This is a genomic window from Rathayibacter sp. AY1D1 (assembly GCF_002932635.1).
Taxonomy (GTDB): Bacteria; Actinomycetota; Actinomycetes; order Actinomycetales; family Microbacteriaceae; genus Rathayibacter.
This window is the reverse complement of the sequence record NZ_PSVY01000005.1, coordinates 132737-158185: the sequence shown is the minus strand read 5'-3', so window position 1 is coordinate 158185 and position 25449 is coordinate 132737. Positions and strand designations below refer to the sequence as shown.

The window sequence follows — 25449 nt, the reverse complement described above, 5'->3', positions numbered from 1 at the left end:
TCCCATGATGACCCCGCGCGCCTTCGCCCGCTCCCGCCGGCGCCGGTCGGCATCCGCCCAGCCCGCGGTCGAGCCGGACATCGTGGTCTCCGCCGACCCGGAGAAGCCGGTCTTCACGATCCGCTCCTTCCGCATCGGCCTGTTCGGCGCGCTCGGCGTGCTGGTGGCGCTCGTCCTGGGCGGCCTCGTCGTGCAGCTGGGCACGGTGCTGACCTACATCTTCGTGGCGCTGTTCTTCGCGCTCGGCCTCGATCCGCTGGTCTCCTGGCTCGAGAGCAAGCGCCTGCCGAGGCCGCTCGCGATCACAGCGGTCTTCGCCGCGGTGGTGCTGATCTTCGCCGGCCTGCTGGTCTACATCATCCCGATCCTGGTCGAGCAGCTGACGATGTTCGTCACGAGCGCCCCGCAGATCGTCACCGACATCGCCTCGCAGCAGTGGGTGCTCGACCTCGAGCAGCAGCTGCGCGGCGTGATCGACATCGACGAGCTGATCGAGAGCGTCCAGAGCTTCATCGGCAACCCCAACAACCTGCTCTCGCTCGGCGGCGGACTGATCGCGGTCGGGACCGGGATCGCCAGCGGCGTGACCGGCGCCGTCATCGTGCTGATCCTGACGCTGTACTTCCTCGCGTCGCTGCGCTCGATGAAGGCCGTCGCCTACCGCTTCGCCCCCGCCTCGCACCGCGCGAAGGCGCACGAGGTCGGCGACGAGATCACCGGCGCCGTGGGCCGCTACGTGGTCGGCCAGGTCTCACTCGCCGGCGTGAACGGCGTGCTCACGTTCATCCTGCTGCTCTCGATCGGCGCCCCGGTGCCGGCGCTGCTGGCCTGCGTCGCGTTCCTCGGCTCCCTGATCCCGCTGGTCGGCACGCTCTCGGGCGCCGTGATCATCTCGCTCGCCTGCCTCCTGGCCTCGCCGCTGACCGCGCTGGTCGCCGCGATCTACTACCTCGTCTACATGCAGGTCGAGGCGTACCTCCTCAGCCCCCGCATCATGAACAAGGCCGTCTCGGTCCCCGGTGCGGTCGTCGTGATCGCGGCGGTGGCGGGCGGCACCATCGCGGGCGTGCTCGGCGCCCTGGTCGCGATCCCGGTCGCGGCCTCGGTGATCATCGTCGTGCAGAAGGTCGTCTTCCCCCGTCAGGACGCCAAGTAGCGGACCGCACCGCGACGGCTGGTCCGCTCAGCGCCAGGGCGGCACCGCGCCGTCGACCGCAGCGCTGAAGCGGCGGACCGACTCCGGGACCGCGACGCCCTCCTCCGCCGGCACCGGCGCGAGCGTGCGGGTGACCAGCGGCACGACGCCCGCCCAGACCCCGGCCTCCGGCTCATCGCCGGCTCCGTGCGCGCGCACCTTCAGGCTCGCCTCGGCCAGGGGGAGGCGCAGCACCAGCGTGGCCGCGATCTCGCGGGCGGTGCTCGCTCGCACCTCCTCGTCGCGCCCCGGGAGGAGGCGTGCCACCAGCAGATCGAGGGCCCGCGCCTTCTCCTCGCCCTCCAGCGCCTCGGCCCGGCCGATCACCATCGCCGAGCGGTAGTTCATCGAGCTGTCGAAGGTGGAGCGGGCGACGACCAGTCCGTCGACCAGCGTGACCGAGGCGGTGAGGAGCGAGTGCCGAGCCGCCTCCCGCAGCAGTCCTCCGCCGCTCGACCCGTGCAGCAGGAGGGAGTCGCCGTCGCGGGCGAAGAGGATCGGCAGCACGATCGCGGCGCCGTCCCGCACGACGGCGACGTGGGCGACGAGCGCCTCGTCGAGCAGGGCGTGCAGCTCGGCGGGATCGGTGCGCTGGCGGTCGCGGAGACGGGAGACGCGGGTGCGGTCGGTGACGGGGAGGCTGTCCATGTCGGAATCGTCCCGCGCCGACTGGATCTGCCAGGATGCCACTGGGCCGCGATCGGAGTGGTCCAGAGCGGAGCGGTCGATGGCGTCGGGCGATCTGGAGATCCCGCTCCTCCTCGGGCCGTCGCCGCGCGGCTCGGTCCGCGCCGGGCTCGCCGAGGCGCTGCGCCAGGCGGTGCTGGACGGGCGCTACCGGGCGGGCGATCCGATCCCGTCGAGCCGCGTGCTCGCCGAGCGGCTCGGCGTCTCGCGGGGCTCCGTCGTCGCCGCGGTGGATCAGCTGGTGGGGGAGGGCTACCTCGTCGCCCACCCGCGCGCAGCGGTGACGGTCGCCTCCGACGGACTGCTGGCGACGGCGCCGCAGGAGCCGCGGCCGGAGTCCCGGGAGACCGTCGTCCCGCCCGCCGCGGCGGACCTGAGGCCGGGCCGGCCGGACACCCGCGCCCTCGACACCCCGGAGTGGCGGGCCGCCTGGCGCCTGGCGCTCGCCTCGCCGCCCTCGGCGCCTCCTCGGGGTTCCGGGGACCCGGCCCTGCGGGAGCAGATCGCCGAGCAGCTGCGCCGGTCCCGCGGCGTCGACGTGCAGGCGTCGGACGTGGTGGTGACCAGCGGCACCGCGGGCGCCGTCGCGCTCCTGGCCCGCGCCGCCTCGGCCTCGCTCGGACGCGAGGTGCGCGTCGCCGTCGAGGACCCCGGCTACCCGGCCGTCCGGCGCCGCCTGCGCGCCGACGGGCACGAGGTCGTCGGCGTCCCGGTGCGCGGCGACGGCATCGACCTCGACGCTCTCGCGAGCTCCGGCGCGGACGTGGTCGTCGTGACTCCGTCGCACCAGTACCCGACCGGAGGCAGGCTCGCCCTCGCCGAGCGCCTGGAGCTGGTGCGCCGCGCGTCGGCCGGCCCCCTGCTCGTGGTGGAGGACGACTACGACAGCGAGTTCCGCTACGTCGGCGCCCCGCTGCCCGCGCTCGCCTCGCTCGACTCCGGCGGCGGAGTCGCCCATGTCGGGTCGTTCTCGAAGACCGTCTCGCCGTGGCTCCGCATCGCCTACCTGGCCGTTCCGCCGGCGTCCTGGCTCCGCGCGGCGCTGGCCGGCCTCGACGACGAGAAGGACGCCTCCGCCTCGGGTCCGACGCAGGCGGCGCTCGCGCAGTTCATGGCGAGCGGGGCGTTCCGGAGGCATCTCACGCGCTCGAGACGGCGCTACGCCCACCGCCGTGAGCTGGTCCACGCATTCGGGGAGTCGGTGCCGTGGGGGCGCGCAAGCGGACTCGACGGGGGTCTGCACGTCGTCCTCTCCCTGCCCGCGCCTCTGGACGCGCACGCCGTCGCGGCCGCGCTGCTCCGGGAGGGACTGCTCGTCGCCACTCTGCACGAGTACGCCCTGTCGGGACGGGCTGCGACCGAGGCGCTGGTCCTCGGCTACGGCCATGTCGGCGACCTCGAGCTCGCTGCGGCCCTGGACCTCGTCGACCGGACCGTCCGCGCGCTCGCCGCCGGGGCCGTCCGTGGTATCCCTGGAGGATGACCCGCGACTCCGCCCTGCACATCACCGACGATCCCGACGCCGACGCGCTGCTCAGCCGCGACCCGCTGGCGCTGCTGATCGGGATGCTCCTCGACCAGCAGGTCGCGATGGAGACGGCCTTCTCCGGGCCCCGCAAGATCGAGGAGCGCCTCGAGGCGGAGGGCGCCTCCTTCGACGCCGCGTCGATCGCGGGCTTCGACGAGGACGCGTTCTCGGAGCTCTGCCGGACTCCGCCCGCGATCCACCGCTACCCGGCGAGCATGGCGGGGCGCGTGCAGGTCCTCTGCCGCGCTCTGGTCGACGACTGGGACGGCGACGCCGCGGCGGTCTGGACGCGCGACGAGCCCGACGGCCGCACGGTCCTCGCGCGTCTGAAGGCGCTGCCCGGCTTCGGCGAGCAGAAGGCGCGGATCTTCCTCGCCCTGCTCGGCAAGCAGCGCGGATTCTCGGGGGAGGGCTGGCGCTCGGCCGCGGGCGCCTACGGAGAGGAGGGCGCCTTCCGCTCGGTCGCCGACATCGTCTCTCCGGAGTCGCTGACGAAGGTCCGCGCCACCAAGCAGGCCGCGAAGGCCGCCGCCAAGGCGGAGAAGTAGGGCCGGGGGCGGCGGCCGGATGGATCGAGCGCTCGACGACGGTCCCGGTCGCCGTCTCCGCAGTCGCAGGCCGAGCAGCCCGACCCGATGATCCCCGCCGCCACCGCCCGGCTGCGCTTCCGTGAGATGACCGCCGAGGACCTCCCCGACATGGCGGACCTGCTCGGCGACCCGGTCGTGATGCGGTACTACCCCGCGCCGAAGGACCGCGAGCAGGCAGCCGCCTGGATCGAGTGGAACCGGCGCAACTACCGCGAGCACGGCTTCGGGCTGTGGATCGTCGAGACCCTCGACGGCGAGTTCGTCGGCGACTGCGGGTTGACCTGGCAGCGCGTCGACGGCGGGATCGAGCTCGAGGTCGGCTACCACGTGCGGGCCGGTCTGCACGGCCGCGGCTACGCCACCGAGGCGGCTGCGGCCTGCCGCGACCTCGCGCTCGCCCACCGCCTCGCGGGACGACTCGTGGCGCTCGTGCACCCGGACAACGCCGCCTCGAGGCGCGTCGCCGAGAAGACCGGCCTCCGCGTGATCGCCGAGGACCGCGACGGCGGCGGACTCGTCCGCACCGTGCTCGGGATGCCGCTCGTCGCGCCCGGGCGCCGGCCTCGGGAACGCTGACCGAACGCCTCCGACGGCTCCGGACCATCGCGCGCGGAGCAGGCCCTGAGCTGGAGCAGATCCTGAGCTAGATCCGGTCCTCCAGCGCCGCGATCAGCGCCGCGCGGTCCTCGCGGAGGATCGAGGCCCCGCCCCCCGGCACGGTCCGCACCTCGACGCCGCGGCCGGCGAGGACGCCGCCCAGCGAGCCGTGGCCCAGCGGGTCCTCCGGCATCACGGCGAGCGTCGCCACGGGGAACGTCTCGGGGGCCTCGGCCGCACCCCGTGCCGTCAGCCCGACGGCGGAGTCCTGCTCCCAGAGCGCGTGGGCCGACACGTCGAGCTCGATCTGCTCGTCCGTCCAGATCGGGTGGCGGTGGCGGAGGGAGTCGGCGTCGCCCTTCTCGACGTGCGCGACCGAGCCGCCGCGGTGGAGCGCGCCCGCCAGTCCCCGGGCGTCCGAGAACGCGGGGTCGAGCAGGACGAGCCGGTCGGCGCCGTACTCGGGGGCGAGCCGGGCGGCGACGACGGCGCCGAGGCCGTGGCCGATGACAAGGTCGGGGGTCTGCAGCACCGAGGCGCGGACGTCCGACGCCCAGCGCTCCGGCGAGTACACGGGCGATGCCGGCGAGCCGCCGTGACCGGCGAGATCGGGGGCCACCACGCGGTAGCCGTGCTCGTGCAGCGTCGGGACCAGGGCGTACCAGATCCGGGAGTCGGAGCCGAGGCCGTGGAGGAGGAGCGCCGTCCGCTCGCCCGTTCCGCCGTAGTCGCGGACGAACAGCGCCAGCGGCTCGGCCGGCGCGGCGGCCAGCGCCTTCCGCTCGGCGCGGGTCGGCTCGAGCACGAGGGTGTTGCCGAACGCCTGCGGTGCCGGCCCGAACGCATCGCGCGCGCTGTGGATCACCTTGCGGCCGAGCATCGCGTTGCCGACGCCGCCCAGTGCCGCTCCGATCCCGAACGGCATCGCCCGGCCGACCAGGCCCGCGCCCTGCTGGGCGAGGAAGTGCTTGGCGAAGGACTTCTTCGCGCGGTCCGCCAGCTCGCCCACGAGGAAGGACGGCAGGCCCTTCGTGACCACGGAGCCCCAGTACTGGTTGAGGCCGCTGCCCCCGCCGACGGCCTGCCCGGCCACCTGGCGCACCATCTCGCTGCCGGAGGAGCCCATCATCAGCGTGAGCACGAGGGCCCGCGCGCGGTCCGGGTCCTCGAGCGGGATCCCGTGCACCTCCGTCACCGACTGCGCGAAGAGCGCGCTCGCCTCCAGGAACCCTGCGGCTCCCGCGCCGGAGAGAGCCACCGAGGCGGCCGTGCCGATGCCGGGGACGACGGCGGTCGCCCCGATCGCCGCGCCTCCCGCGGCCACGCTCGAGAGGTACTGCCGCTCGAGCGACGTGATGATCTGCTCCGGAGTCGCCCCGGGACGCCGGCGCCGCAGCAGGCGGATGTTCGCAAGCACGGCCGGGCGCTGCACCGCGAGGAGCCGGTCGAGCAGCTTCGCCAGCTGCGCGTTCTCGGAGCCGTCGGCCTGCTCCACCTCGCCGGCCCTCTCCACGGCGCGCTCGCGCTTGCGGTCCTTCTGGGCCATGTCGTGCACTCCTGCGTCCTCGGGCGCCGCGTGCGGGAGGGGTCAGTCGTCGGAGACGGTGCCCTGGACGGGCGGGCCCTCGGCCGGCGCCGTGCTGCTCCGCGGTGTCGGCGCGTAGTCCTCAGCGTAACGCGCGAGCACCTCCTCGATCGGCGCGTCCAGCACCAGGCGGCCCTTGTCCAGGTAGAGGCCGCGCGTGCAGAAGCGGCGGAGGTCGCGCTCGTTGTGCGAGACGAAGAAGAGGGTGCGGCCGGAGGCGAGCAGCTCCTCGATCCGCGCGTAGCACTTCTCGCGGAACGCCCTGTCGCCGACCGCGAGCACCTCGTCCACCAGGATGATCGGCTCCTCGAGCCGCGACACGACGGAGAAAGCGATGCGCACCTTCATCCCGCTCGAGAGGTGCTTGTAGGGGGTGTCGAGGAAGTCGCCGATCTCGGCGAACTCGATGATCGAGTCGAAGCGCGCGTCGACCTCGCGCTTGGACATCCCGTGGAGACCCGCGGTCAGGTAGACGTTCTCGCGGACGCTCAGGTCGGCCACGAAGCCGCCGGTGATCTCGATGAGCGGAGCGACGCCCCCGCGCACCTCCACCGCACCCTCGTCCGGCAGCACGACGCCGGCGACGAGCTTGAGCAGCGTCGACTTGCCCTGACCGTTCCGGCCGACGACACCGATGGCCTCGCCCGCCCGCACCTGCACGTCGAGCCCGCGCAGCGCCCAGAACTCGCCGGGCCGCGAGCGGCGGGAGCGGCCGGCGAAGAGGTCCTTGAAGGAGCGGCGGCCCCGCCGGTTGCGGCGGAAGCGGATCCCGAGGCCGCGGCACTCGATGACCACCGGGGCGTCGGCCATCACAGCTCCTTCAGCACCGCGCGCTCGGAGCGGCGGAAGACGACGAGGCCCAGCGCCAGCACGAGCACCGAGATGCCCGCGGAGGCGAGGATGAGCGGGACGTCGAGCTCGCTCTCGAAGAACGCGGAGCGGTAGAGGGCGAAGATCCCGCTGAGCGGGTTGAGCGCCGCGAGCGGCCGGATCTGCTCCGGCAGGTTGGCCGTGGAGTAGATGATCGGCGACGCGTAGAAGAGGAACCGGAGCACGAGCTTCACGGCCCGCTCCAGATCGCGGAAGAACACCACGAGCGGGGCCACCAGCAGACCCACGCCGAGCGTGAGCACCGCCTGCAGCAGGATCGCCACGGGGAACAGCAGCGCCGCCCAGGTCAGGTGCGCGCCGGCGATCACGGCGAAGAGCACCAGCACCGGCAGGCTCGCCACGAACTCGATGCCCTTCGAGAGCACGATCCGCCCGACCCAGATGGTCCGCGGGATCGACGTCGACCGCACCAGCTTCGCCTCGCGGAGGAACGCGCGGGTCGCGTCGGACGTCGCCTGGTTGAACCACATCCACGGCAGCAGGCCCGCGAGCAGGAAGACGATGTACGGGTCCTCGCCGACGGTCCGCTGGAAGACGACGGTGAAGACGAAGAAGTAGATGCCCGACATGACGAGCGGGTCGAGCACCGACCAGACGTAGCCGAGCGCGCTCGTGGCGTACCGGACGGTGAGGTCGCGCCTGGTGAGCAGCCAGAGGGAGTGGCGGTAGCGCCAGGCCCGGGAGCGCCGGTGGCGCAGCGCCGTCTCGGTCGCGAGGGTGTCGGCCGTGCTCACTGCGCGACTCCTCCCGTCGGCTCCGCTCGAGCCGGGGGAGGAGCCGGGAGCGTCAGACGAAGAGGTTCGCGCGCTCGAGGTCCTCGGCGAAGTCCACCTCGACGGCGTAGAGGTCGGAGATGTCCATCGGCTCGACGAGCAGGCGGTCCTGCTCGATCGCCAACTCTATGCCACGCTCGAAGTAGTCCTGGGCGTCGACCCGGGCGAGCTGGCGCACCAGCGCGGCCTTGTCGGAGGCGGACACGTAGTTGATCCCGACCGCCTCGCCGAGGCCGCCGCGCACCGTCTTGGAGAGCTCCTGGATGAAGCCCTCGGCGCTCGTCGTGTACTTGACCTCCTCGTCCGACACCTTCGAGGTGTTGACGGTGACGAAGGAGACGTCCTTCGCGATCAGCGCGGCCGCCCGGTCGAGGATGCGCGGGTCGAAGACGACGTCGCCGTTCATCCACAGCACGCCGCCCTGCCCGCTCGCCTGCAGCGCGCGGAGGAGGCTCTTGGAGGTGTTGGTCTGGTCGTACTGCTCGTTGTAGACGAACGTCGCCGAGGGGAAGGCCTCGATGATGTGCTCGAGCTTGTAGCCGACGACGATGCTCACCGGGACCTTCGTGCCGAAGGCGTGGTGGATGTTGTCGAACTGCTGCTGCATGATCGTGCGCCCGTCGCTGAGCGGCGTGAGCGGCTTGGGGAGGGAGCGGCCGAGCCGGCTGCCCATCCCTGCGGCGAGGATGACGACGGTGGCAGGGCTGCTGCTCGTCGAACCTGTGTGCATCATCGTGTGTTCTCCTCGAATTAACCGCTGCGTCTCGATCTGGTCGACTCCTCGGGTAGAGACCTAGTGTACAGTTCACGCCCCCCGGGGCCAGGGTGGTTGACCTCTCGCCGTGTCGCCGGGTGTCGGCGCGGGCGCCGGGGGCCCGCGGGCGAGTTGGTACCGTAGCCGGATGACGTCCGTGACGAACGCCGAGCCCGCTGAGGGTGCCGCGGATCCGGACGGCGCCTCGCCCGTCGTCTTCGAGCTGCACCAGCTGACCCGGACCTTCGGGAGGACGGTGGCGGTCGACCGCATCGACCTGGCCGTCCGCGCGGGGACCTTCTACGGGATCATCGGCCCGAACGGCGCGGGCAAGACCACCACGCTCTCGATGATGACGGGCCTTCTTCGACCCGACACCGGCCGCGTCCTCGTGCACGGCGTCGACGTCTGGAAGGACCCGTCGGCCGCGAAGCCGCTGATCGGGGTCCTGCCCGACCGCCTCCGGCTGTTCGACCGGCTCACCGGCGCCCAGTTCCTCGCCTACTCCGCCGCGCTGCGCGGCATCGACCTCGCCACGGCGAAGCAGCGCACGGTCGAGCTGGCCGAGGCGCTCGGCCTCTCCGACGCGCTGGAGCGCCTGATCTCAGACTACTCCGCGGGGATGGCGAAGAAGGTCGCCCTCGCGGCGGCGATGATCCACGCCCCGCGCGTGCTGGTCCTCGACGAGCCGTTCGAGTCGGTGGACCCGGTCTCCTCGGCCGCCGTGATCACCGTGCTGCGCCGCTTCGTCGAGGGCGGCGGCACCGTCGTCCTCTCCAGCCACGGGCTCGACTTCATCGAGCGCGTCTGCGACGACGTGGCCGTGATCGTCGGCGGGCGCGTGCTCGCCTCCGGGACGGTCGCGGAGGTCGCCGGCACCGCGACGCTGGAGGAGCGCTTCCTCGAGCTCGCGGGCGGCAAGCAGATCGCCGAGGGGCTGCAGTGGCTGCACGACTTCTCCGGCTGAGGATCGACGTCCTCCTGGGCGCGTTCCGCTCCGGGCCCGCGCGCTCGGCCGGCGCCGTCCTGGGCGTGCTCGTGGTCGTCGCGGTGACGGCCCTGCTGATCGGGGCGATCGGCGCTCTGCGCTCCTCGGACGCGGCGGCGGGCGCTCTCGTGACCGCCGGCGGACTCGTCTCCGTCGGCTTCCTGGTGCTGCCCTTCCTGCTCGGCCCGCTCGACCCGATGGATCCGCGCGCGTTCCGCCTCTTCGGCCTTCCGCCGCTCCGCCTCGCCGGGGCGCTCGCCCTGGCCGGCCTCGTCTCGGTCCCCACGCTCGCCCTGCTGGTGGTCGGGCTCGCGTGCGCGCCGCTCGTCCCGGGCGCAGGCGCCTTCGCCGTGGTCGGCCCGCTCCTCGCGGTGGCGACGGCCTCGCTGTTCGCGCGGATCGGCCTCGCCGCCTCCGCCGCCCTCGTCCCCTCCCGGACCGCCCGCGAGCTGCTGGCCGTCCTCGGCCTGGTGCTGATGCTGGGCGGTCCCGCAGCCCTCGGCGCCGCCGCGCTGGTCGACACGGGGGACACCCCGGTGCTCGAGCGCTGGGGCGCGGCGATGGGGGCCACTCCGTTCGGCGCGGCGTGGATGATCGCCCCGGCCGCCCGGACCGGCGACGCGCTCGGCCCGCTCCTGCTGGCCCTGGCGACGCTCGTCGCGGCGGGCGCGCTCTGGTGGCTCGTCGTCCGCCTGCTGACGGAGCGCCCCGAGCGCACGCACCGGCCGCCGCGCGGCCTCCGGCTGGGCTGGTTCGACGTCCTCGGCTCGACCCGGACCGGCGCGATCGCGGCGCGCAGCATCACCTACTGGCTCCGGGATCCGCGCTACCAGGCGTCGCTCGTCGCCGTGCCGGTGCTGCCGGTCGCAGCCCTGCTGCTGCTCGCGGTCGTCGGCGTCCCCTTCCCGCTGCTCTCGCTGCTCCCGGTCCCGCTGATCGCGCTGTTCCTCGGCTGGTTCCTGCACAACGACGTCGCCTACGACGGATCGGCGTTCTGGCTCCACGTGGCCGCGGGCGTCCGCGGCTGGTCGGACCGGCTCGGCCGCGCCTTCCCGACCCTCCTGCTCGGCGTGCCGGTCGTCGTGCTCGGCTCGCTGATCAGCAGCGCGACCTCGGGGCTCCCCGATGCGCTGCCCGTCGTGCTCGCGGTGAACACCTGCCTCCTGCTCGTCCCCGCCGGCGTCGCCAGCGCCGTCTCGGCACGGCTCGCCTATCCGGCTCCGCGCCCGGGCGACAGCGCGTTCACGCAGCCCCAGGCCCCCGGAGCCAGTGGCGCCGGTCCGCAGTCCCTCGCGTTCGGCCTGGGGCTGCTCCTCTCGGCTCCGGCCGTGGTGCTCGGCGTCCGGGCCCTGTTCGTCGACCCGGAGGCGGCGGGTGACGCCGTGCTCGTCGGCTTCGGCAGCGCCGTGGTCGTCTTCGCCCTCGGCGTGCTCCTCGGCGGCCGGCTGTTCGAGCGCCGCGCGACCGAGCTGGTCGCGTTCACCAGCCGCTACTAGCGCCGCCCGATCCGGAGCGCACGGCCGCGGGCCCGGGCTCCGCGCGTAGGATCGTCGGCATGATTCCGCGCGTCCAGAACAGCAGCACCGACCCCCTCGAGGGAGGCGGAGGAACCGCCACGCTCGACCGCGAGCTCGAGGAGCTCCTCAACCAGGAGTCCATCGAGCCGGGCGACCACGAGCGCTTCTCCCACTACGTGCCGAAGGACAAGATCCTCGAGAGCGCCATCACCGGCAAGCCGGTCCGCGCGCTCTGCGGCAAGAAGTGGCTCCCGGGCCGCGACCCGGAGAAGTTCCCGGTGTGCCCGGCCTGCAAGGAGATCTACGCGAAGATGAAGTGAGCTCCCGCCCCGCTCACTCGTAGCGGGTCGGGATGACGGGCTCGCCGCGGCCGAGCCGGAGCGCGTCGATCGGCAGCTCGAGGACCGCGTTCGCGTGGTGCGCGCGGGCTGCCGCCACTCCCTCGATGCCGAGGTGCTCGGGACGGATCGTCCCGTCCTCGATCAGGGGGACGAGCAGCGCCCGCTCGTCCTCGCCGACGGCGCCCTCGGGGCCGGCGCCCACGTGCACGACCTCGGCCTCGGCGACCCCGTCGTCGGAGAGCAGACGGCCGGCGGCCTTCCGCCCGCCGATCGACGCCTTCGAGACCGACTTCTTCGCCACCGCGACCCATTCGCCCGCGTCGTCCTCGTGCGCGACCAGCTTGTAGACCATGCCCGCGGTCGGGTGGCCCGAGCCCGTCGCCACCGAGGTGCCGACGCCGTAGGAGTCGACCGGTGAGGCCGCGAGCGCGGCGATCCCGTACTCGTCGAGGTCGTTGGTGACGGTGATGCGCGTGCCGGTCGCGCCGAGCGCGTCCAGCTGCTGCCGGACGGCGGCCACCTGCTGGGGGAGGTCGCCGGAGTCGATGCGCACGGCGCCGAGGCCGGTGCCGGCGACGCGGACCGCCAGGTCGACGGCGGCCGTCACGTCGTAGGTGTCCACCAGGAGGGTCGTGCCGGGGCCGAGCGCGGCGACCTGCGCGCGGAAGGCCTCCTCCTCCGAGTCGTGGAGGAGCGTGAAGGAGTGCGCGGAGGTGCCCATCGTGGGCACGCCGAAGCTGCGGCCCGCCTCCAGGTTCGAGGAGGCGCCGAATCCGGCGATGTAGGCGGCGCGAGCCGCGGCGACGGCGGACCGCTCACCGGCGCGGCGCGAGCCCATCTCGGCGAGCGGTCGCCCGTCGGCGGCCGAGACCATCCGCGCGGCGGCGCTCGCCACGGCGCTGTCGTGGTTGAGGACGCTGAGCACCAGGGTCTCGAGAAGCACGCCGTCGGCGAAGGGCGCCTCGACGATGAGCACGGGGGAGCCCGGGAGGTAGACCTCGCCCTCGCGGTAGCCCCAGACGTCGCCCCGGAAGCGGTAGTCGGCGAGCCAGTCCAGCGTGCGGGAGTCGACGACGCGGTTCCCGCGGAGCCAGGACAGCTCGTCGTCGCCGAAGCGGAACCGCGAGATCAGCTCGAGGAGCCGGCCGGTGCCCGCGAGCACGCCGTAGCGGCGTCCCGGCGGGAGGCTCCGGGCGAACACCTCGAACATGCAGCGGCGGTCGGCGGTGCCGCTGCCGAGGGCGCCCTCGACCATCGTGAGCTCGTACCGGTCGGTGAGGAAGGCCGTGGAGTCCATCCGCTCAGTGTTCCACGGCCGCCTCCGCGCGCCCAGGCGCGGGTGCCGGGGCTTGCGCACGCCGCCGGGCCCGGGAACGGCGTGCGGCCGGGACCGGGCCGCAGGGCGCGGGTAGGCTGTTCCTCCGTGACGGACGCACCGCTGGGCATCTTCGACTCCGGAGTCGGCGGGCTCACCGTCGCCCGCTCCGTGATCGACCAGCTGCAGAACGAGTCGATCGTCTACCTCGGCGACACCGCGCACTCGCCCTACGGTCCCAAGCCGCTCGCCGACGTCCGCGCCTACGCCCTCGACACCCTCGACACGCTGGTCGACCAGGGCGCCAAGCTGCTCGTCATCGCCTGCAACACCGCCTCGGCCGCGATGATGCGCGACGCCCGCGAGCGCTACACGCTCGGCCGCGGCATCCCGGTGATCGAGGTCATCCAGCCCGCCGTCCGCAGCGCTGTCCGCGACACCCGCAACCGCCGCGTCGGGGTGATCGGCACGGTCGGGACGATCCGCTCCCGCGCCTACGACGACGCCTTCGTCGCCGCGCCCGACCTGCAGCTGTTCACCGCCGCCTGCCCGCGCTTCGTCGAGTTCGTCGAGGCGGGCGTCACCTGGAGCGACGAGCTGCTCGCGGTGGCGGAGGAGTACCTCGCGCCGCTCAAGGCCGCGGGGGTCGACACGCTCGTCCTCGGCTGCACGCACTACCCGCTGCTGCGCGGTGCCATCGCCTACGTGATGGGGCCGGACGTCCGCCTCGTCTCGAGCGCCGAGGAGACCGCGCTCGACGTCTACCGGACCCTCGTGGCGCACGGCCTGCAGCGCACCTCCGCCGCTCCTCCGACCTACCGGTGGGAGGAGACGGGCTCGAGCGACTTCGTCCGCCTCGCCCGCCGCTTCCTCGGCCCGGAGGTCTCGAGCGTCGACCTCGTCGAGACCGGCACCATCAACCTGCGCGAGCTCGACCGGGCCGCGCTCCCGCACGATCGAGGGAGACCCGAGTGACCGACAGCACCGCATCGAAGGCCGCGCGCAAGGACGGGCGGGCGCCCGACGAGCTGCGCACCGTGACGATCGAGCGCGGCTGGAGCACCCAGGCCGAGGGCTCCGCGCTCGTCTCGTTCGGGAACACCAGGGTGCTCTGCACCGCCTCCTTCACGAACGGCGTGCCGCGCTGGCTGCAGGGCAAGGGCAAGGGCTGGGTCACCGCCGAGTACGCGATGCTGCCCCGCTCCACCAACTCCCGCATGGACCGCGAGTCGGTCAAGGGGAAGGTCGGCGGGCGCACGCACGAGATCTCCCGGCTGATCGGCCGGAGCCTGCGCGCGGTGGTCGACACGAAGGCGCTCGGCGAGAACACCCTCGTCATCGACTGCGACGTCCTCCAGGCCGACGGCGGCACCCGCACCGCGGCGATCACCGGCGCCTACGTGGCGATGGCCGACGCGATCGAGTGGGCGCGCGGCAAGAAGTACGTGGGGCAGAAGGCGCAGCCGCTGATCGACAGCCTCTCGGCCGTGTCCGTCGGCATCATCGACGGCGTGCCCATGCTCGACCTGGCCTACGTCGAGGACGTGCGCGCCGAGACCGACATGAACGTCGTCGTCACCGGACGCGGCCTGTTCGTCGAGGTGCAGGGCACCGCCGAGGGGGCCCCGTTCGACCGCCGCGAGCTCGACGCCCTGCTCGACCTCGCGGTCGCCGGTGCCGCCGACCTCGCCCGCATCCAGGCCGAAGCGCTCGCCGCGGAGCCCGGAGCGTGAGCCTGGACCTCGTCCTCGCCACGCACAACGCGGGCAAGGTGGAGGAGTTCCGCGCCATGCTGGCCGGCGCGCTCCCCGGAGTCGGCGTCCGCGCCTACGACGGACCCGAGCCCGTCGAGGACGGCGTGAGCTTCGCCGAGAACGCGCTGATCAAAGCGCGCGCGGCGGCGGCGCACACCGGCCTCGTGGCGCTCGCGGACGACTCCGGGATCTGCGTCGACGTCCTCGGCGGCGCGCCGGGCATCTTCTCGGCCCGTTGGTCGGGACGCGCGCACGACGCGACAGCCAACCTCGAGCTCCTCCTGGCGCAGCTGCACGACGTGAAGGCGGAGCACCGCGGTGCGCACTTCAGCTGCACCATCGCCCTCGTGGTGCCGGACTCCGTGCTCCCGGGCGGACAGGAGACGGTGGTCGAGGGCCGCTGGGACGGCGCGATCGCGACGGCTCCTCGCGGTGCGAACGGCCACGGCTACGACCCGGTGTTCGTCCCCGAGGCCGGGGCGCTCACGGCGGCCGAGCTCGCTCCCGAGCAGAAGAACGCCCGGAGCCACCGCGCCCGCGCCTTCACCGCGCTGCGCGCCGAGCTCGCCGCCCTGTCCGCCCGGCTCTGACCCCGGCGGGTTCCCACCGCGGGATGTCACTCCGGTGCACGCCTGTCGGCGTGCCGCGTGCCGGAGTGGCGTCTCGCGGAGGCGGAGGTCAGGACTTCGGGTGCTTGTCGTCCAGCGTGTCGGCGTCGAGCACGTAGGCGGCCGACTCGGTCGAGTCGGTCTCGGGGTCGGCGGCGAGCTTCGCCTTGCGCTGCTGCTGGAAGAAGTGGAACAGCGTCGGCACCAGCGCGAGCACGACCGCGCCGATCAGGATCACGTCGATGTAGTGCGAGACGAAGTCGGCGACCGGCGGGATGAAGGCGAGCAGCCACCCGATCAGGGTGACCCCGCTGCCCCAGATCAGGGCGCCGATGAGGTTGTAGAGGCTGTACTTGCGGTAGTTCATGTGGGCCACGCCGGCCGCGATCGGCGCGAAGGTGCGGACGATCGGCACGAAGCGCGCGAGGATCACGGCGAGGCCGCCGAAGCGCTCGAAGAACGCGTTGGTTCGCTTCACGTTCTCGATGCTGAAGAAGCCGGACTCCTTGCGCTCGAAGATGCGCGGGCCGGCCTTGTGCCCGATCAGGTAGCCGACCTCGCCGCCGACGAAGGCCGAGAACCCGACGGCCAGGCAGATGACCCAGATCGGGACGCCGAGGCCGCCGTTCGACGCGTTCTCGTGCGCCAGCAGGCCCGTGATGATCAGCAGCGTGTCGCCCGGGAAGAGGAAGCCGATCAGCAGTCCGGTCTCGGCGAACACGATGAGGCAGACCACGAGCACACCCCAGGGGCCGAACGAGGTCAGGATCGTCTCCGGATCGAGCCAGGGGACGAGGGCGGCGTGATTCAACGGATCTCCAGTCGACGGGGGCCGGTGGCCGGTCGGCGGTCACGCGAGCGCGCTCAGCGTACCGGCCGATCCCGTGCGGAAGGAGGGACTCGAACCCTCACGCCTCTCGGCACAGGAACCTAAATCCTGCGTGTCTGCCATTCCACCACTCCCGCGTGCGGGCTCCAGTGTAGGAGGAGGGCCCCGCGCCTCAGCCGCGGGAGGCCGCCCGGGGGAGGTACCGCGGGATCCAGCGGGCGAGCGCCCCCGCTCCGCCCAGACCGAGCACCCCCATCACGACGGCGGCGAAGGGGAGGGAGATCAGGGCGGTGAGCGCCGACACGACGATCGGGGCGGCGGCGTTGCCCGCGTCGCCGGTGAAGCGGAACGCGCCGAGGAACGGGGCCGGATCGGCGGGGGGCGCGAGATCGGCGCCGATGGTCATCAGGATCCCGGAGCCGATGCCGTTCGCGGCCGCGAGCACGCAGGCCACGGCGACGAACCAGGGCACCGGATCGAGGGCGAGCACCGAGGCGGCGAGGGCGAGGTGGCCGAGCCCGAGGCCGATCATCGAGGGGATCGCGGTGGCGCCCCGGCCGAAGCGGTCCATCAGCTGGCCGCCGGCGTAGAAGAGGGCGAAGTCGAGCGCGCCGGCGATGCCGATGATGATCGCGGTGTCGGTCTCGGCGAGCCCGATGCTCACCGCCCAGAGGGGGAGGATCAGCGTCCGGCTCGCCCGCAGCGCCCCGATCACGGCGGCGCCGGTCCCCATCCGAGCGAGGACCCCGCGGTGCTCGCGCAGCGTCCCGAGCAGCGACTGCGGCGACTCCGGGACGGTCGCCGACGCCTCCGCGGCGACCACGTCCTCCGGAGCGGCGCGGTCGGCCGCGGCCTGCGCCCGCCGCAGCACCGTCGCGGGGTCGGGCACGAGCAGCAGGACCACGACCGCCGCCACGCAGCAGACGATGTGCACCCAGAAGACGGACTCGACGGAGCCGGTGAGGTGCACCACCCCGGCCGCCAGGAACGGGCCGATCAGCCAGCCGGCGCGGAACGCCCCGGCGAGGGCGCTGAGCGCGCGGGCGCGGTGCGTGATCGGGACGAACGACGTCATGAACGCGTGCCGCGCCAGCGCGAAGACCGCGGTCGCGAGGCCGATCACGAAGACGCCGATCGTCAGCCCGACCCACGACGTCGAGAGCAGGCACACCACGAGCCCGAGGATCGACGCGGCCGAGGCTCCGAGCATCGCGCCGCGCTCGCCGATCCGGGAGACGATCCAGCCGCTGGGGATGTCGCCCGCCAGCTCGCCGATCATGATCATCCCCGCCACGAGGCCCGCCAGGGCCAGCGTCGCGCCGAGGTCGCCGGCCGCGGCCGGCAGGAGGGGGATGATCGCCCCCTCGCCGATGGAGAAGAGGAGGGTGGGGAGGAAGGTCGACAGCAGCAGCGGCCCGACGGGGAAGGGGCGCGGAGCGGTGCTGGTCACCGTCCCCAGGGTACGCCCGGGCCGGAGGGCGGCCCCCGGCCCCCGGTAGTCTGGACGCACCATGCTGGACAACGATTTCACCGAGCAGATCACTGCTCTCCGCTCCACCTTCGCCGACATCCGCGCCGTCATCGACGTGGACGGTCTCCGCTCGAAGATCGCCGAGCTCAGCGAGCAGGCCGGCGCCCCCGACCTGTGGGACGACACGGCCAACGCGCAGAAGGTGACCAGCGCCCTCAGCCACCGCCAGTCCGAGCTCGCGCGGATCACCGCGATCGACCGGCGCCTGGACGACCTCGAGGTGCTCGTCGAGATGGCGAACGAGGCCGAGGACGCCGAGTCCGAGCAGGAGGCGATCGCCGAGCTCTCCTCCCTCCAGAAGGTCATGGGCGAGCTCGAGGTGCAGACCCTGCTCGACGGCGAGTACGACGACCGCCCCGCCGTGGTCACCATCCGCGCGGGAGCGGGCGGCGTCGACGCCTCCGACTTCGCCGAGATGCTCATGCGCATGTACCTCCGTTGGGCCGAGAAGCACAAGTACGCGGCGACCGTCATGGACGCCAGCTACGCGGAGGAGGCGGGCATCAAGTCGGCCACCTTCCAGATCGACGCCCCCTACGCCTTCGGCACGCTCTCGGTCGAGGCCGGCACCCACCGCCTCGTGCGGATGAGCCCCTTCGGCGCCGCGGGCAAGCGCCAGACCTCCTTCGCCGCGGTCGAGGTCATCCCGCTGATGGAGGAGGCCGGGGCGATCGAGATCCCGGACAACGACATCCGCGTGGACGTCTTCCGCTCCTCCGGCCCCGGCGGCCAGTCGGTGAACACCACCGACTCCGCGGTGCGCCTCACCCACCTGCCCACCGGCACCGTCGTGTCGATGCAGAACGAGAAGAGCCAGATCCAGAACCGCGCCGCGGCGATGCGCGTGCTCCAGTCGCGGCTCCTGCTGCTGCAGAAGGAGCAGGAGGCGGCCACCAAGAAGGAGCTCGCCGGCACCATCACCGCGAGCTGGGGCGACCAGATGCGCAGCTACGTCCTCGCTCCGTACCAGATGGTGAAGGACCTGCGCACCGACCACGAGGTCGGCAACCCCTCGCACGTGTTCGACGGCGACCTGGACGGCTTCATCGCCGCCGGGATCCGCTGGCGGAAGTCCTCCTAGCGCGGCGCGGGCGCGTCCCCACCGACGCGCCGCGCGCCCCCTCGGCGGACTCTTCGGGATCGTCGCTTACCCTCGTACCGACATGATTCGCTTCGACAACGTCTCCAAGCAGTATCGGGGCGGCACGAGACCCGCCCTCAACGCCATCGATCTCGAGATCCTCCGGGGCGAGTTCGTCTTCCTCGTCGGAGCCTCCGGCTCCGGCAAGTCGAGCTGCCTCCGCCTGATCCTCAAGGAGGAGCGCCCCTCCTCCGGGTCGATCCACGTGCTCGGGCAGAACCTCGGCAAGATCTCGAGCCGCAAGGTCCCGTACTTCCGCCGCAACATGGGCGTCGTGTTCCAGGACTTCCGGCTGCTGCCGAACAAGTCGGTCTTCGACAACGTCGCGTTCAGCCTCCAGGTGATCGGCAAGTCGAAGGGCTACATCCAGGAGGCCGTCCCGGACACGCTCAAGATGGTGGGCCTCGCGGGCAAGGCGTCGCGCCTGCCCCACGAGCTCTCCGGCGGCGAGCAGCAGCGCGTGGCGATCGCCCGCGCCGTCGTCAACAAGCCGGCCGTCCTGCTGGCCGACGAGCCCACGGGCAACCTCGACCCGACCACGAGCGCCGGCATCATGGCGCTGCTCGAGCGGATCAACGCGGGCGGCACGACCGTGATCATGGCGACCCACGAGGCCGGCATCGTCGACCAGATGAAGCGCCGCGTCATCGAGCTCTCGGCCGGCAGCATCGTCCGCGACGAGAGCCAGGGCGGCTACGGCCAGACCGAGAGCATCACCGTCGTCCACGACGGCGTCGTGGTCGTGGCGGCCGACGACCACGCGGTCGCCGAGCAGCCCGCGCCCCCGGCGATCATCGACAGCGAGCTCGCGCCCGCCGAGGTCCCCGAGATCGACCTGCGCCAGGAGGCCCCGGCCCCGCCGCCCGAGCCGGCCCGCCTCTCGCAGACCGCCGCCCAGCCCCGCGTCCCCGAGGGCCGCCGCTCCGCCGCCGTCGAGCCGGAGCGCGAGCCGGAGCCGGCCGCCGAGCCCGCCGCCGCCCCGCGCGTCGTCGAGCTGCAGAGCCAGACCGGTCCGATCTTCCTCCCCGCCGACACCGGCGCCCTGCCCGAGGAGTCGCTCGCCGCGCGCCTCGGCCTCCGCGCCCACGCGGGCGAGGGCGACGAGACCGGCGACGACCAGCAGAACGTAGGACCCGTCAAGTGAGATTCGCACTGATCTGGTCGGAGGTCGCCAGCGGCCTCCGGCGCAACGTCTCCATGGTCGTCTCGGTGATCCTGGTGACCTTCATCTCCCTCACCTTCGTCGGCACGGCGATCCTGCTCCAGATGCAGATCGGCCAGATGAAGAACTTCTGGTACGACAAGGCGCAGGTCGCGGTGTACATGTGCACCGCCACCTCCGGCGGCTCGAACTGCAGCGGCTCCGACGCCACCGCCGAGCAGATCGACGCGGTGCAGGGCCAGCTCGAGGGCGCCACGCTCGCGCCGTACATCGACCGCTCCTACTTCGAGGACCACGACCAGGCCTACGCGAACTTCCAGGAGCAGTTCGCGGGCAACCCGGTCGCCGAGTACGTCACTCCCGACCTGCTCAACCAGACCTTCTGGATCAACCTGAAGGACCCGACCCAGTCGGACGTCATCGTGGAGAGCCTGTCGAGCGTCTCGGGAGTCGAGAGCGTCACCGACCAGCGGCAGTACCTCGACCAGATCTTCTCGATCCTCAACGCGGCGAGCTACACGGCCATCGGCATCGCCGTCCTGATGCTCGTCGCGGCCGTGCTGCTCATCGCCACCACGATCCGCCTCTCGGCGTTCTCGCGGAGACGGGAGCTGGGCATCATGCGGCTCGTGGGGGCCTCGAACAGGTTCATCCAGACCCCGTTCATCCTCGAGGGGGTCTTCGCCGCGCTGGTCGGCTCGATCCTCGCGGGAGTCGCGGTAGTCGCCATCGTGCAGGTCTTCGTGCAGGGGTTCCTGGCGTACCGGATCCCGCTGACCTCCTTCGTGGGACTCGACGACGCTCTGATCGTCGTGCCGATCCTGATCGTGGTCGGCATCGTCCTGGCCGCCGTCTCGGCGAACGTCGCGATCGCGCGGTACCTGCGGGTCTGATCCCGGACCGGACGTATACTGGTGGGCTGTCCCGTTCGGGGCGGCCCACCGGTGCATCGCCCCGACGATGCCCGCCCCCTTCATCCGCTCGCGACCCGAGGAGCAGCCGTGCCCAGAGAACAGGGACAGAAGGTCGTCGCGACCAACCGCAAGGCGCGCCACGACTACCTCATCGAGGACACCTACGAGGCGGGCCTCGTGCTCACCGGCACCGAGGTGAAGTCCCTCCGGGCCGGCCGAGCCTCGCTGGTCGACGGCTACGCGTTCGTCGACGGGGGAGAGGCGTGGCTCGACGCCGTCCACATCAACGAGTGGGCCCAGGGCACCTGGACGAACCACCCGCCGCGCCGCAAGCGCAAGCTGCTGCTGCACAAGGCGCAGATCCTCAAGATCCACAACAAGGTGAAGGAGGGCGGGTACACGCTGATCCCGCTCTCGCTGTACTTCAGCGACGGCAAGGCCAAGGTCGAGCTTGCCGTGGCCAAGGGCAAGAAGGACTACGACAAGCGCCAGGTCCTCCGAGAGCGCCAGGACCGCCGCGAGGCGGACCGTGCGATGTCGACCCGCCGCCGCCTCGGCGAGTAGGCCCCGGCGGGCACTGTCCGACGGGTGCCGCGCAAGCCTCTTCTTCGCGCCCCGTGCTTTGGGAGACTGGGGCGCGTGACCTCCCCCGAGAACAGCGCCCCCGCCGCCCTGAGCGCCGCCGACGAGAAGACGCGGTGGCGCGCCTTCGCGGTGAGCGTCGGAGTCGCGGCCATCACGATCCTCGACCTCTCGAAGGTCAACGTCGGCCTGCCGTCGATCGAGCGCTCGCTCGGAGCGGACGCGAGCCAGCTGCAGCTGATCGTCGCGGGCTACGCGCTCGCCTTCGGACTGGCGCTCGTGCCGGCCGGTCGGCTGGGCGACATCCGCTCGCGCCGCCTGCTGTTCCTCATCGGGCTGACCGCGTTCGCGGTGACGAGCCTGCTCTGCGCGCTCGCGCCGTCGATCGAGCTGCTCGTCGTCGCGCGCTTCCTGCAGGGCGTCGCCGCGGGAATCCAGATGCCCCAGGTCCTCGGGCTGGTGCAGCAGATGTTCACCGGCGCCGAGCGGGCCCGGGCCTTCGGGGTCTTCGGCGCGACCATCGGCCTGTCGACCGCCTTCGGCCCGACCCTCGGCGGCCTCCTGATCGCGATCGGCGGCGAGCAGGACGGCTGGCGCCTGCTGTTCTGGATGAACATCCCGCTGGGCGTCGCCGCGCTGGTCTTCGCCTGGAAGCTCATCCCGAAGAAGCGCTCGCGGCCCGAGGGGGACCGGTCCCTCGACCCGGTCGGCCTGCTCCTGCTGGCGGTCGCGATCTTCGCGTTCATGCTGCCGTTCCTGCTGACCACGGGCTCCTCCTCGGACTCGCCCTACCGCTGGTTCTGGCTGGTGCTCGCCGCGGCCGCCGCCGCCGTCTTCGTGCGCTGGGAGGCGCACTACGCAGCGTCGGGGCGGACGCCCGTCATCGACTTCCGCATCTTCCGGACCAGCTCCTATCGCAACGGCATCCTGGTCGCGACCTCCTACTTCGCCGCGATCCCGGCGACCTTCCTCCTCACCACGCTCTTCCTCCAGCAGGGGCTCGGCCTCGAGCCGGTGTTCGCCGGCATGGTGAGCATCCCGTTCGCGCTGACCTCGGCGGTGACCGCCTGGTACGGCGGCAAGCTCGTGCAGCGCTACGGCCGCGCACTGGTGGTGCTCGGCATCGTGCTCGTGGTCATCGGCTTCACGCTCGTGCTGCTCGCCGCCGAGCTCCTCCCGGCCGAGACCGCCGCCTACGGCATGGGTGCCGCGATGCTCGTCGCCGGGGCCGGAGGCGGCTTCGTCGTGTCGCCGAACCAGACGCTCACCCTCGCCGAGATCCCGCCGGCGCAGGGCGGCGTGGCGGGCTCCGTGGGCCAGCTCGGCCAGCGCGTGGGCACCGCGGTCGGCACCGCCTGCGCCTCCGCCGTCTTCTTCGCGACCCTGGCGAGCGAGCAGGGGATGGCGGAGGGGCTGGACCGGTACCACGACGCCTTCCGCAACGGCTACTTCGTCACCCTCGGGCTGATCGCGCTCGCGCTCGTGCTGGGTCTGCTCGATCTGCGCCGCCGCCGGGTGACCGCCCGCGGAGCTGAGGTAGACTAGGACCCGTAACTCCACAGTGTGCGACGAACGACCCACTCCAGCGGCCTCCGGGCCGTCGAGTGCTCGCGGGGATGATCGGTTTCGACATTGCCTGCGAAACTGCGAGAAGCGGGTCGAGGATCCAGGGTCATCTCGTCAACGATCCCTGGAAAACACAGGTGCCGAACAGAAGCGCACCGACTTCGCTCTCGCTGCCTAAGCCAGAGTAGATAGTCCGTCAGCCCGTGGGTGCGTCCTCGCCCCGGATCCTGGCGTCATCTAGAGGACTTGCTGCGTCGTTACGCCTGAGGGCGACGCGGGACTTGCACTCGGGCTGGGCCCGTCGACCGATGCGCCGATGGTAACGGTCGGGGCCGAGCAGAACGCTCTCATCGGCTACACCCGTAGAAGGCGCAGAATCACAGCGATGGACGGGGGTTCGATTCCCCCCATCTCCACCACCGGTCGTCGTCGCACACTGGGAGCTCCGCTCCGCCGCCCTCACGACGGTCGCACGTCGAGCTGTCTGATCCGCCCGTAGAGGGTGAGCATCGCCAGCCGGTCGTCGTCGTCGTGCGCCGGGCCGGCGAGAGCCTGCGGCGGGGCCCAGTCCCGGTAGAGCACGCCCGGCGCCAGCACGGCGACGGCGGTGCCGGCCGGGTAGTGGGCGCTGCGGTCCACCGGCAGCTCGGCGAACGCGTCGGGCAGGAGCCGGTGCAGCACGTCCAGCAGAGGACGGAGCCGTGCTGCTCGCGCCTCGTGCACGGAGAGGGTCACGGCGTTCATCGCGGCGAGCGCGGCCACCAGGTGCTCGGCGGCGTCGTCGTCGTCGCACCGCTCGGTGACCAGCAGCGAGACCACACCGCGCGGCTTCAGCCAGCCGAGCGTGGCGGCCTCGTCGTCGCCGTCCACCGAGACGACGCGGTCGGAGGCGTGGGCGTAGTCGTGCAGGAGCCGCGACCAGACGTCGCCCGGGCCGGGCCCGTCGACCTGCGCGACCGCCTCCGCCGCGGCGAGCAGGGAGCTCTGCCGGTGGAGCCTCGGGAACAGGCTGTCCGCCGGTCCCCAGTGCTGCTCGGCCGTGCGCGAGCGCTCGGGGGGTTCCTGGTCGTGCCGGTCCTGCATGTCGACTCCTGAGCCGCCGGTCTCCGCGCCCCCTCGCGCCTGCCGTTCGTCCCTTCACCCTGCGCTCCGACGGAGCGCGTGTCAATGAGCCGAACGGGGGTCGATCGGAGCCGTGGTCAGCGAGCGGAGCCGAAGAGGCTGCCGGTGGTGGAGTCGTCGGCCGGATCGAGGACCGCGCAGACGATCGTGCGGTCTCCATGGCGCCAGCCGACCTCGGAGGGGACGAGCGAGCGGTACTCGAGGGCGGAGTCGCCGTAGGCGATCCCCATCACGGCGCCGAACTCCGGCTCGCAGCCCGCCTCGGCCTGGGCGAGCAGCGTGTTGCGGCTGGAGTAGCGGTCTCCGGGCTGCGCGAACGTGTGGAAGACCTCCAGTGCGTGCTCCTCGGCGCACGGGACGACGTCCACGTCGGCGATGCGGTCGTCGCCCGGGTCGGCCAGGCAGTCGCCGCGCCGCAGCGAGAACACGTCGGTGACGCCGGCGGTCGCCACCGTGCCGCCCTCGTCACGCACGGCCTCCGGGCCGTCCGGCCCGACGACGGAGGAGCAGCCCGAGAGGAGCAGGAGGAGCGCCGCCGAGGCGAGCGCGGCCGTCCGGCTCCTCATCGCGGCGCCACGATCGCGAGCACCTCGTCGTGCAGCAGGCCGTTGGTGGCGACGGCGCTGCCGTGCCACGGCCCGTCCTCCCCGTCGGCGGAGGTGAAGCGGCCGCCCGCCTCCTGCACGATCGGCACCAGGGCCGCCAGGTCGTAGGGCTTCACGTCGAACTCGCCCGCACCGTCGAGGAGACCCTCGGCGACGAGCATGTAGGGCCACGCGTCCCCGTACGCCCGGTCGCGCCAGACGGCGCCGGCGAGCTCGAGCAGCTGCGGGAGACGGCCCGCGCCCTCCCACTGCTGAATGCTGTTGTAGCTGAAGGTCGCCGAGGCGAGCGTGTCGATCCCCGAGACGCGCAGCGGTCGCGGCTCGGCCCCGGCCTCCAGCTCGACGGCCCAGGCGCCGGAGCCCTCGGCCGCCCACCAGCGCGTGCCGAGAGCGGGAGCGGAGACGACTCCGACGACGGGGACGCCGTCGACCGCGAGCGCGATCAGGGTCGCCCAGATCGGGACGCCGCGGAGGAAGTGGGCGGTGCCGTCGATCGGGTCGAGGATCCACTGCCGCGAGGCCTCGCCCGAGGTGCCGAACTCCTCACCGAGGATCGCGTCGTCCGGACGCTCGGCGGCGAGCAGCGCGCGGATCGCCTCCTCGACGGCGCGGTCGGCGTCGGTGACCGGGGTGCGGTCGAGCTTCGTGTCCACGACGAGGTCGAGCGCGCCGAACCGCTCCCGCGAGATCGCATCGGCCGCGTCCGCCAGGCGGAGGGCGAGTCGGAGGTCGTCGTCGAAGCTCTGGTCACTGCTCTGCGGGGTCACGCAACCACGATACCGGTGGGTCCCGCGGAGCCTCCGATCGCTGCCGCGGGCGTTCCGTCGCGCTCGATTTGACGAGACGGGGGGAGACGCTGGTAGTGTGATCCCTC

26 protein-coding genes, 1 tRNA gene and 1 other RNA gene are annotated in these 25449 nt (G+C 72.7%); 16 read left to right on the top strand and 12 right to left on the bottom strand.

All coding sequences use genetic code 11. From position 1 onward, the window contains the following. The first annotated feature begins 4 nt into the window (after positions 1-4). Positions 5-1156 (top strand): AI-2E family transporter, encoded by a 1152-nt coding sequence (locus C5C56_RS05790; RefSeq protein ID WP_258063238.1) that lies wholly within the window; start codon positions 5-7, stop codon positions 1154-1156. Between the two features lie 27 nt (positions 1157-1183). Here the strand turns inward: C5C56_RS05790 and C5C56_RS05785 are convergent, their stop codons facing one another. Then, positions 1184-1843, bottom strand: coding sequence for a pyridoxamine 5'-phosphate oxidase family protein (locus C5C56_RS05785; RefSeq protein WP_104226958.1), 660 nt, complete (start codon positions 1841-1843; stop codon positions 1184-1186). Positions 1844-1922: 79 nt separating this feature from the next. Here C5C56_RS05785 and C5C56_RS05780 point away from each other — a divergent pair, with 79 nt between their 5' ends. The 3 genes from C5C56_RS05780 to C5C56_RS05770 all read left to right on the top strand — a co-directional run bounded on the left by C5C56_RS05780 (position 1923) and on the right by C5C56_RS05770 (position 4576). Continuing rightward, on the top strand, positions 1923-3365 hold the full coding sequence (locus tag C5C56_RS05780) for a PLP-dependent aminotransferase family protein (protein WP_181074935.1): 1443 nt from the start codon (positions 1923-1925) through the stop codon (positions 3363-3365). Then, positions 3362-3958 carry an HhH-GPD-type base excision DNA repair protein gene (locus C5C56_RS05775; protein WP_104223574.1) on the top strand — a complete coding sequence of 199 codons (597 nt, stop codon included), beginning with the start codon at positions 3362-3364 and terminating at the stop codon, positions 3956-3958. The genes C5C56_RS05780 and C5C56_RS05775 overlap by 4 nt, the downstream gene beginning before the upstream one ends. An 87-nt stretch (positions 3959-4045) precedes the next feature. Beyond that, complete coding sequence (locus C5C56_RS05770; protein WP_104247834.1) at positions 4046-4576, top strand: GNAT family N-acetyltransferase; 531 nt, start codon at positions 4046-4048, stop codon at positions 4574-4576. A 67-nt stretch (positions 4577-4643) separates the two neighbouring features. Here the strand turns inward: C5C56_RS05770 and C5C56_RS05765 are convergent, their stop codons facing one another. Genes C5C56_RS05765 through C5C56_RS05750 form a run of 4 tightly spaced genes read right to left on the bottom strand, consistent with a single transcriptional unit; the run spans position 4644 to position 8576 of the window. After that, a complete protein-coding gene (locus C5C56_RS05765) occupies positions 4644-6143 on the bottom strand; it encodes an alpha/beta fold hydrolase (protein ID WP_104261190.1) in 1500 nt (499 codons plus the stop codon). Positions 6144-6185: 42 nt separating this feature from the next. Then, the gene (locus tag C5C56_RS05760) at positions 6186-6992 is read right to left on the bottom strand and encodes an ABC transporter ATP-binding protein (RefSeq protein WP_104223571.1); all 807 of its coding nucleotides are present in this window, start codon (positions 6990-6992) and stop codon (positions 6186-6188) included. Further along, positions 6992-7807, bottom strand: coding sequence for an ABC transporter permease (locus C5C56_RS05755; RefSeq protein ID WP_374953048.1), 816 nt, complete (start codon positions 7805-7807; stop codon positions 6992-6994). Before C5C56_RS05755 ends, C5C56_RS05760 begins: the two co-directional genes overlap by 1 nt. A gap of 52 nt (positions 7808-7859) precedes the next feature. After that, positions 7860-8576 (bottom strand): NTP transferase domain-containing protein, encoded by a 717-nt coding sequence (locus C5C56_RS05750; protein ID WP_104226983.1) that lies wholly within the window; start codon positions 8574-8576, stop codon positions 7860-7862. Between the two features lie 172 nt (positions 8577-8748). On the opposite strand from C5C56_RS05750, the gene C5C56_RS05745 reads away from it, so the two are divergent. From C5C56_RS05745 to C5C56_RS05735, 3 genes are read left to right on the top strand one after another with little or no spacing between them, the layout of a single operon-like run. Further along, positions 8749-9567, top strand: a complete 819-nt coding sequence (locus C5C56_RS05745) for an ABC transporter ATP-binding protein (RefSeq protein WP_104223570.1) — start codon at positions 8749-8751, stop codon at positions 9565-9567. Then, positions 9543-11084: an ABC transporter permease gene (locus tag C5C56_RS05740; protein WP_104247836.1), complete on the top strand. Its 1542-nt coding sequence runs from the start codon at positions 9543-9545 to the stop codon at positions 11082-11084. The genes C5C56_RS05745 and C5C56_RS05740 overlap by 25 nt, the downstream gene beginning before the upstream one ends. Positions 11085-11143: 59 nt before the next feature. Then, the gene (locus C5C56_RS05735; RefSeq protein WP_104223568.1) at positions 11144-11425 is read left to right on the top strand and encodes a DUF3039 domain-containing protein; all 282 of its coding nucleotides are present in this window, start codon (positions 11144-11146) and stop codon (positions 11423-11425) included. 13 nt (positions 11426-11438) lie between these two features. Here C5C56_RS05735 and C5C56_RS05730 read toward each other — a convergent pair whose 3' ends face one another. Continuing rightward, positions 11439-12743 carry a nicotinate phosphoribosyltransferase gene (locus tag C5C56_RS05730; RefSeq protein ID WP_104261189.1) on the bottom strand — a complete coding sequence of 435 codons (1305 nt, stop codon included), beginning with the start codon at positions 12741-12743 and terminating at the stop codon, positions 11439-11441. Positions 12744-12869: 126 nt separating this feature from the next. Between C5C56_RS05730 and murI the strand changes: the two genes are divergently transcribed. The 3 genes from murI to rdgB are packed head-to-tail and all read left to right on the top strand — an operon-like array spanning position 12870 to position 15105. Beyond that, positions 12870-13736, top strand: coding sequence for a glutamate racemase (gene murI, locus C5C56_RS05725; protein ID WP_104223566.1), 867 nt, complete (start codon positions 12870-12872; stop codon positions 13734-13736). Further along, positions 13733-14494, top strand: a complete 762-nt coding sequence (rph, locus tag C5C56_RS05720; protein ID WP_104223565.1) for a ribonuclease PH — start codon at positions 13733-13735, stop codon at positions 14492-14494. Before murI ends, rph begins: the two co-directional genes overlap by 4 nt. Next, a complete protein-coding gene (rdgB, locus tag C5C56_RS05715) occupies positions 14491-15105 on the top strand; it encodes an RdgB/HAM1 family non-canonical purine NTP pyrophosphatase (RefSeq protein ID WP_104223564.1) in 615 nt (204 codons plus the stop codon). Before rph ends, rdgB begins: the two co-directional genes overlap by 4 nt. Before the next feature lie 88 nt (positions 15106-15193). Here the strand turns inward: rdgB and C5C56_RS05710 are convergent, their stop codons facing one another. From C5C56_RS05710 to C5C56_RS05700, 3 genes are all read right to left on the bottom strand, one after another. Continuing rightward, positions 15194-15934, bottom strand: a complete 741-nt coding sequence (locus C5C56_RS05710) for a DedA family protein (RefSeq protein WP_104223563.1) — start codon at positions 15932-15934, stop codon at positions 15194-15196. Positions 15935-16008: 74 nt separating this feature from the next. After that, positions 16009-16089, bottom strand: a tRNA-Leu gene (locus tag C5C56_RS05705). A 35-nt stretch (positions 16090-16124) separates the two neighbouring features. Beyond that, on the bottom strand, positions 16125-17402 hold the full coding sequence (locus C5C56_RS05700; protein ID WP_258059482.1) for an MFS transporter: 1278 nt from the start codon (positions 17400-17402) through the stop codon (positions 16125-16127). Positions 17403-17463: 61 nt separating this feature from the next. Here C5C56_RS05700 and prfB point away from each other — a divergent pair, with 61 nt between their 5' ends. The 6 genes from prfB to ssrA all read left to right on the top strand — a co-directional run bounded on the left by prfB (position 17464) and on the right by ssrA (position 23267). Next, a complete protein-coding gene (prfB, locus tag C5C56_RS05695) occupies positions 17464-18564 on the top strand; it encodes a peptide chain release factor 2 (protein WP_104226967.1) in 1101 nt (366 codons plus the stop codon). 82 nt (positions 18565-18646) lie between these two features. Beyond that, positions 18647-19768 (top strand): cell division ATP-binding protein FtsE, encoded by a 1122-nt coding sequence (gene ftsE / locus C5C56_RS05690; protein WP_104233202.1) that lies wholly within the window; start codon positions 18647-18649, stop codon positions 19766-19768. Continuing rightward, on the top strand, positions 19765-20679 hold the full coding sequence (gene ftsX, locus C5C56_RS05685) for a permease-like cell division protein FtsX (protein WP_104223559.1): 915 nt from the start codon (positions 19765-19767) through the stop codon (positions 20677-20679). The genes ftsE and ftsX overlap by 4 nt, the downstream gene beginning before the upstream one ends. Positions 20680-20787: 108 nt before the next feature. Further along, entirely contained in the window at positions 20788-21264 is a 477-nt protein-coding gene (smpB, locus tag C5C56_RS05680) for an SsrA-binding protein SmpB (protein WP_104223558.1), read from the top strand. A gap of 75 nt (positions 21265-21339) precedes the next feature. After that, positions 21340-22827 carry an MFS transporter gene (locus tag C5C56_RS05675; RefSeq protein ID WP_104319222.1) on the top strand — a complete coding sequence of 496 codons (1488 nt, stop codon included), beginning with the start codon at positions 21340-21342 and terminating at the stop codon, positions 22825-22827. 67 nt (positions 22828-22894) lie between these two features. Then, positions 22895-23267, top strand: a transfer-messenger RNA (tmRNA) gene (gene ssrA, locus C5C56_RS05670). A 40-nt stretch (positions 23268-23307) separates the two neighbouring features. Here ssrA and C5C56_RS05665 read toward each other — a convergent pair. From C5C56_RS05665 to C5C56_RS05655, 3 genes are all read right to left on the bottom strand, one after another. Then, the gene (locus tag C5C56_RS05665) at positions 23308-23931 is read right to left on the bottom strand and encodes a hypothetical protein (RefSeq protein WP_104226969.1); all 624 of its coding nucleotides are present in this window, start codon (positions 23929-23931) and stop codon (positions 23308-23310) included. Between the two features lie 116 nt (positions 23932-24047). After that, complete coding sequence (locus C5C56_RS05660; protein ID WP_104223555.1) at positions 24048-24536, bottom strand: septum formation family protein; 489 nt, start codon at positions 24534-24536, stop codon at positions 24048-24050. Then, complete coding sequence (locus tag C5C56_RS05655; RefSeq protein WP_104223554.1) at positions 24533-25342, bottom strand: inositol monophosphatase family protein; 810 nt, start codon at positions 25340-25342, stop codon at positions 24533-24535. The genes C5C56_RS05660 and C5C56_RS05655 overlap by 4 nt, the downstream gene beginning before the upstream one ends. Between the last annotated feature and the right edge of the window lie 107 nt (positions 25343-25449).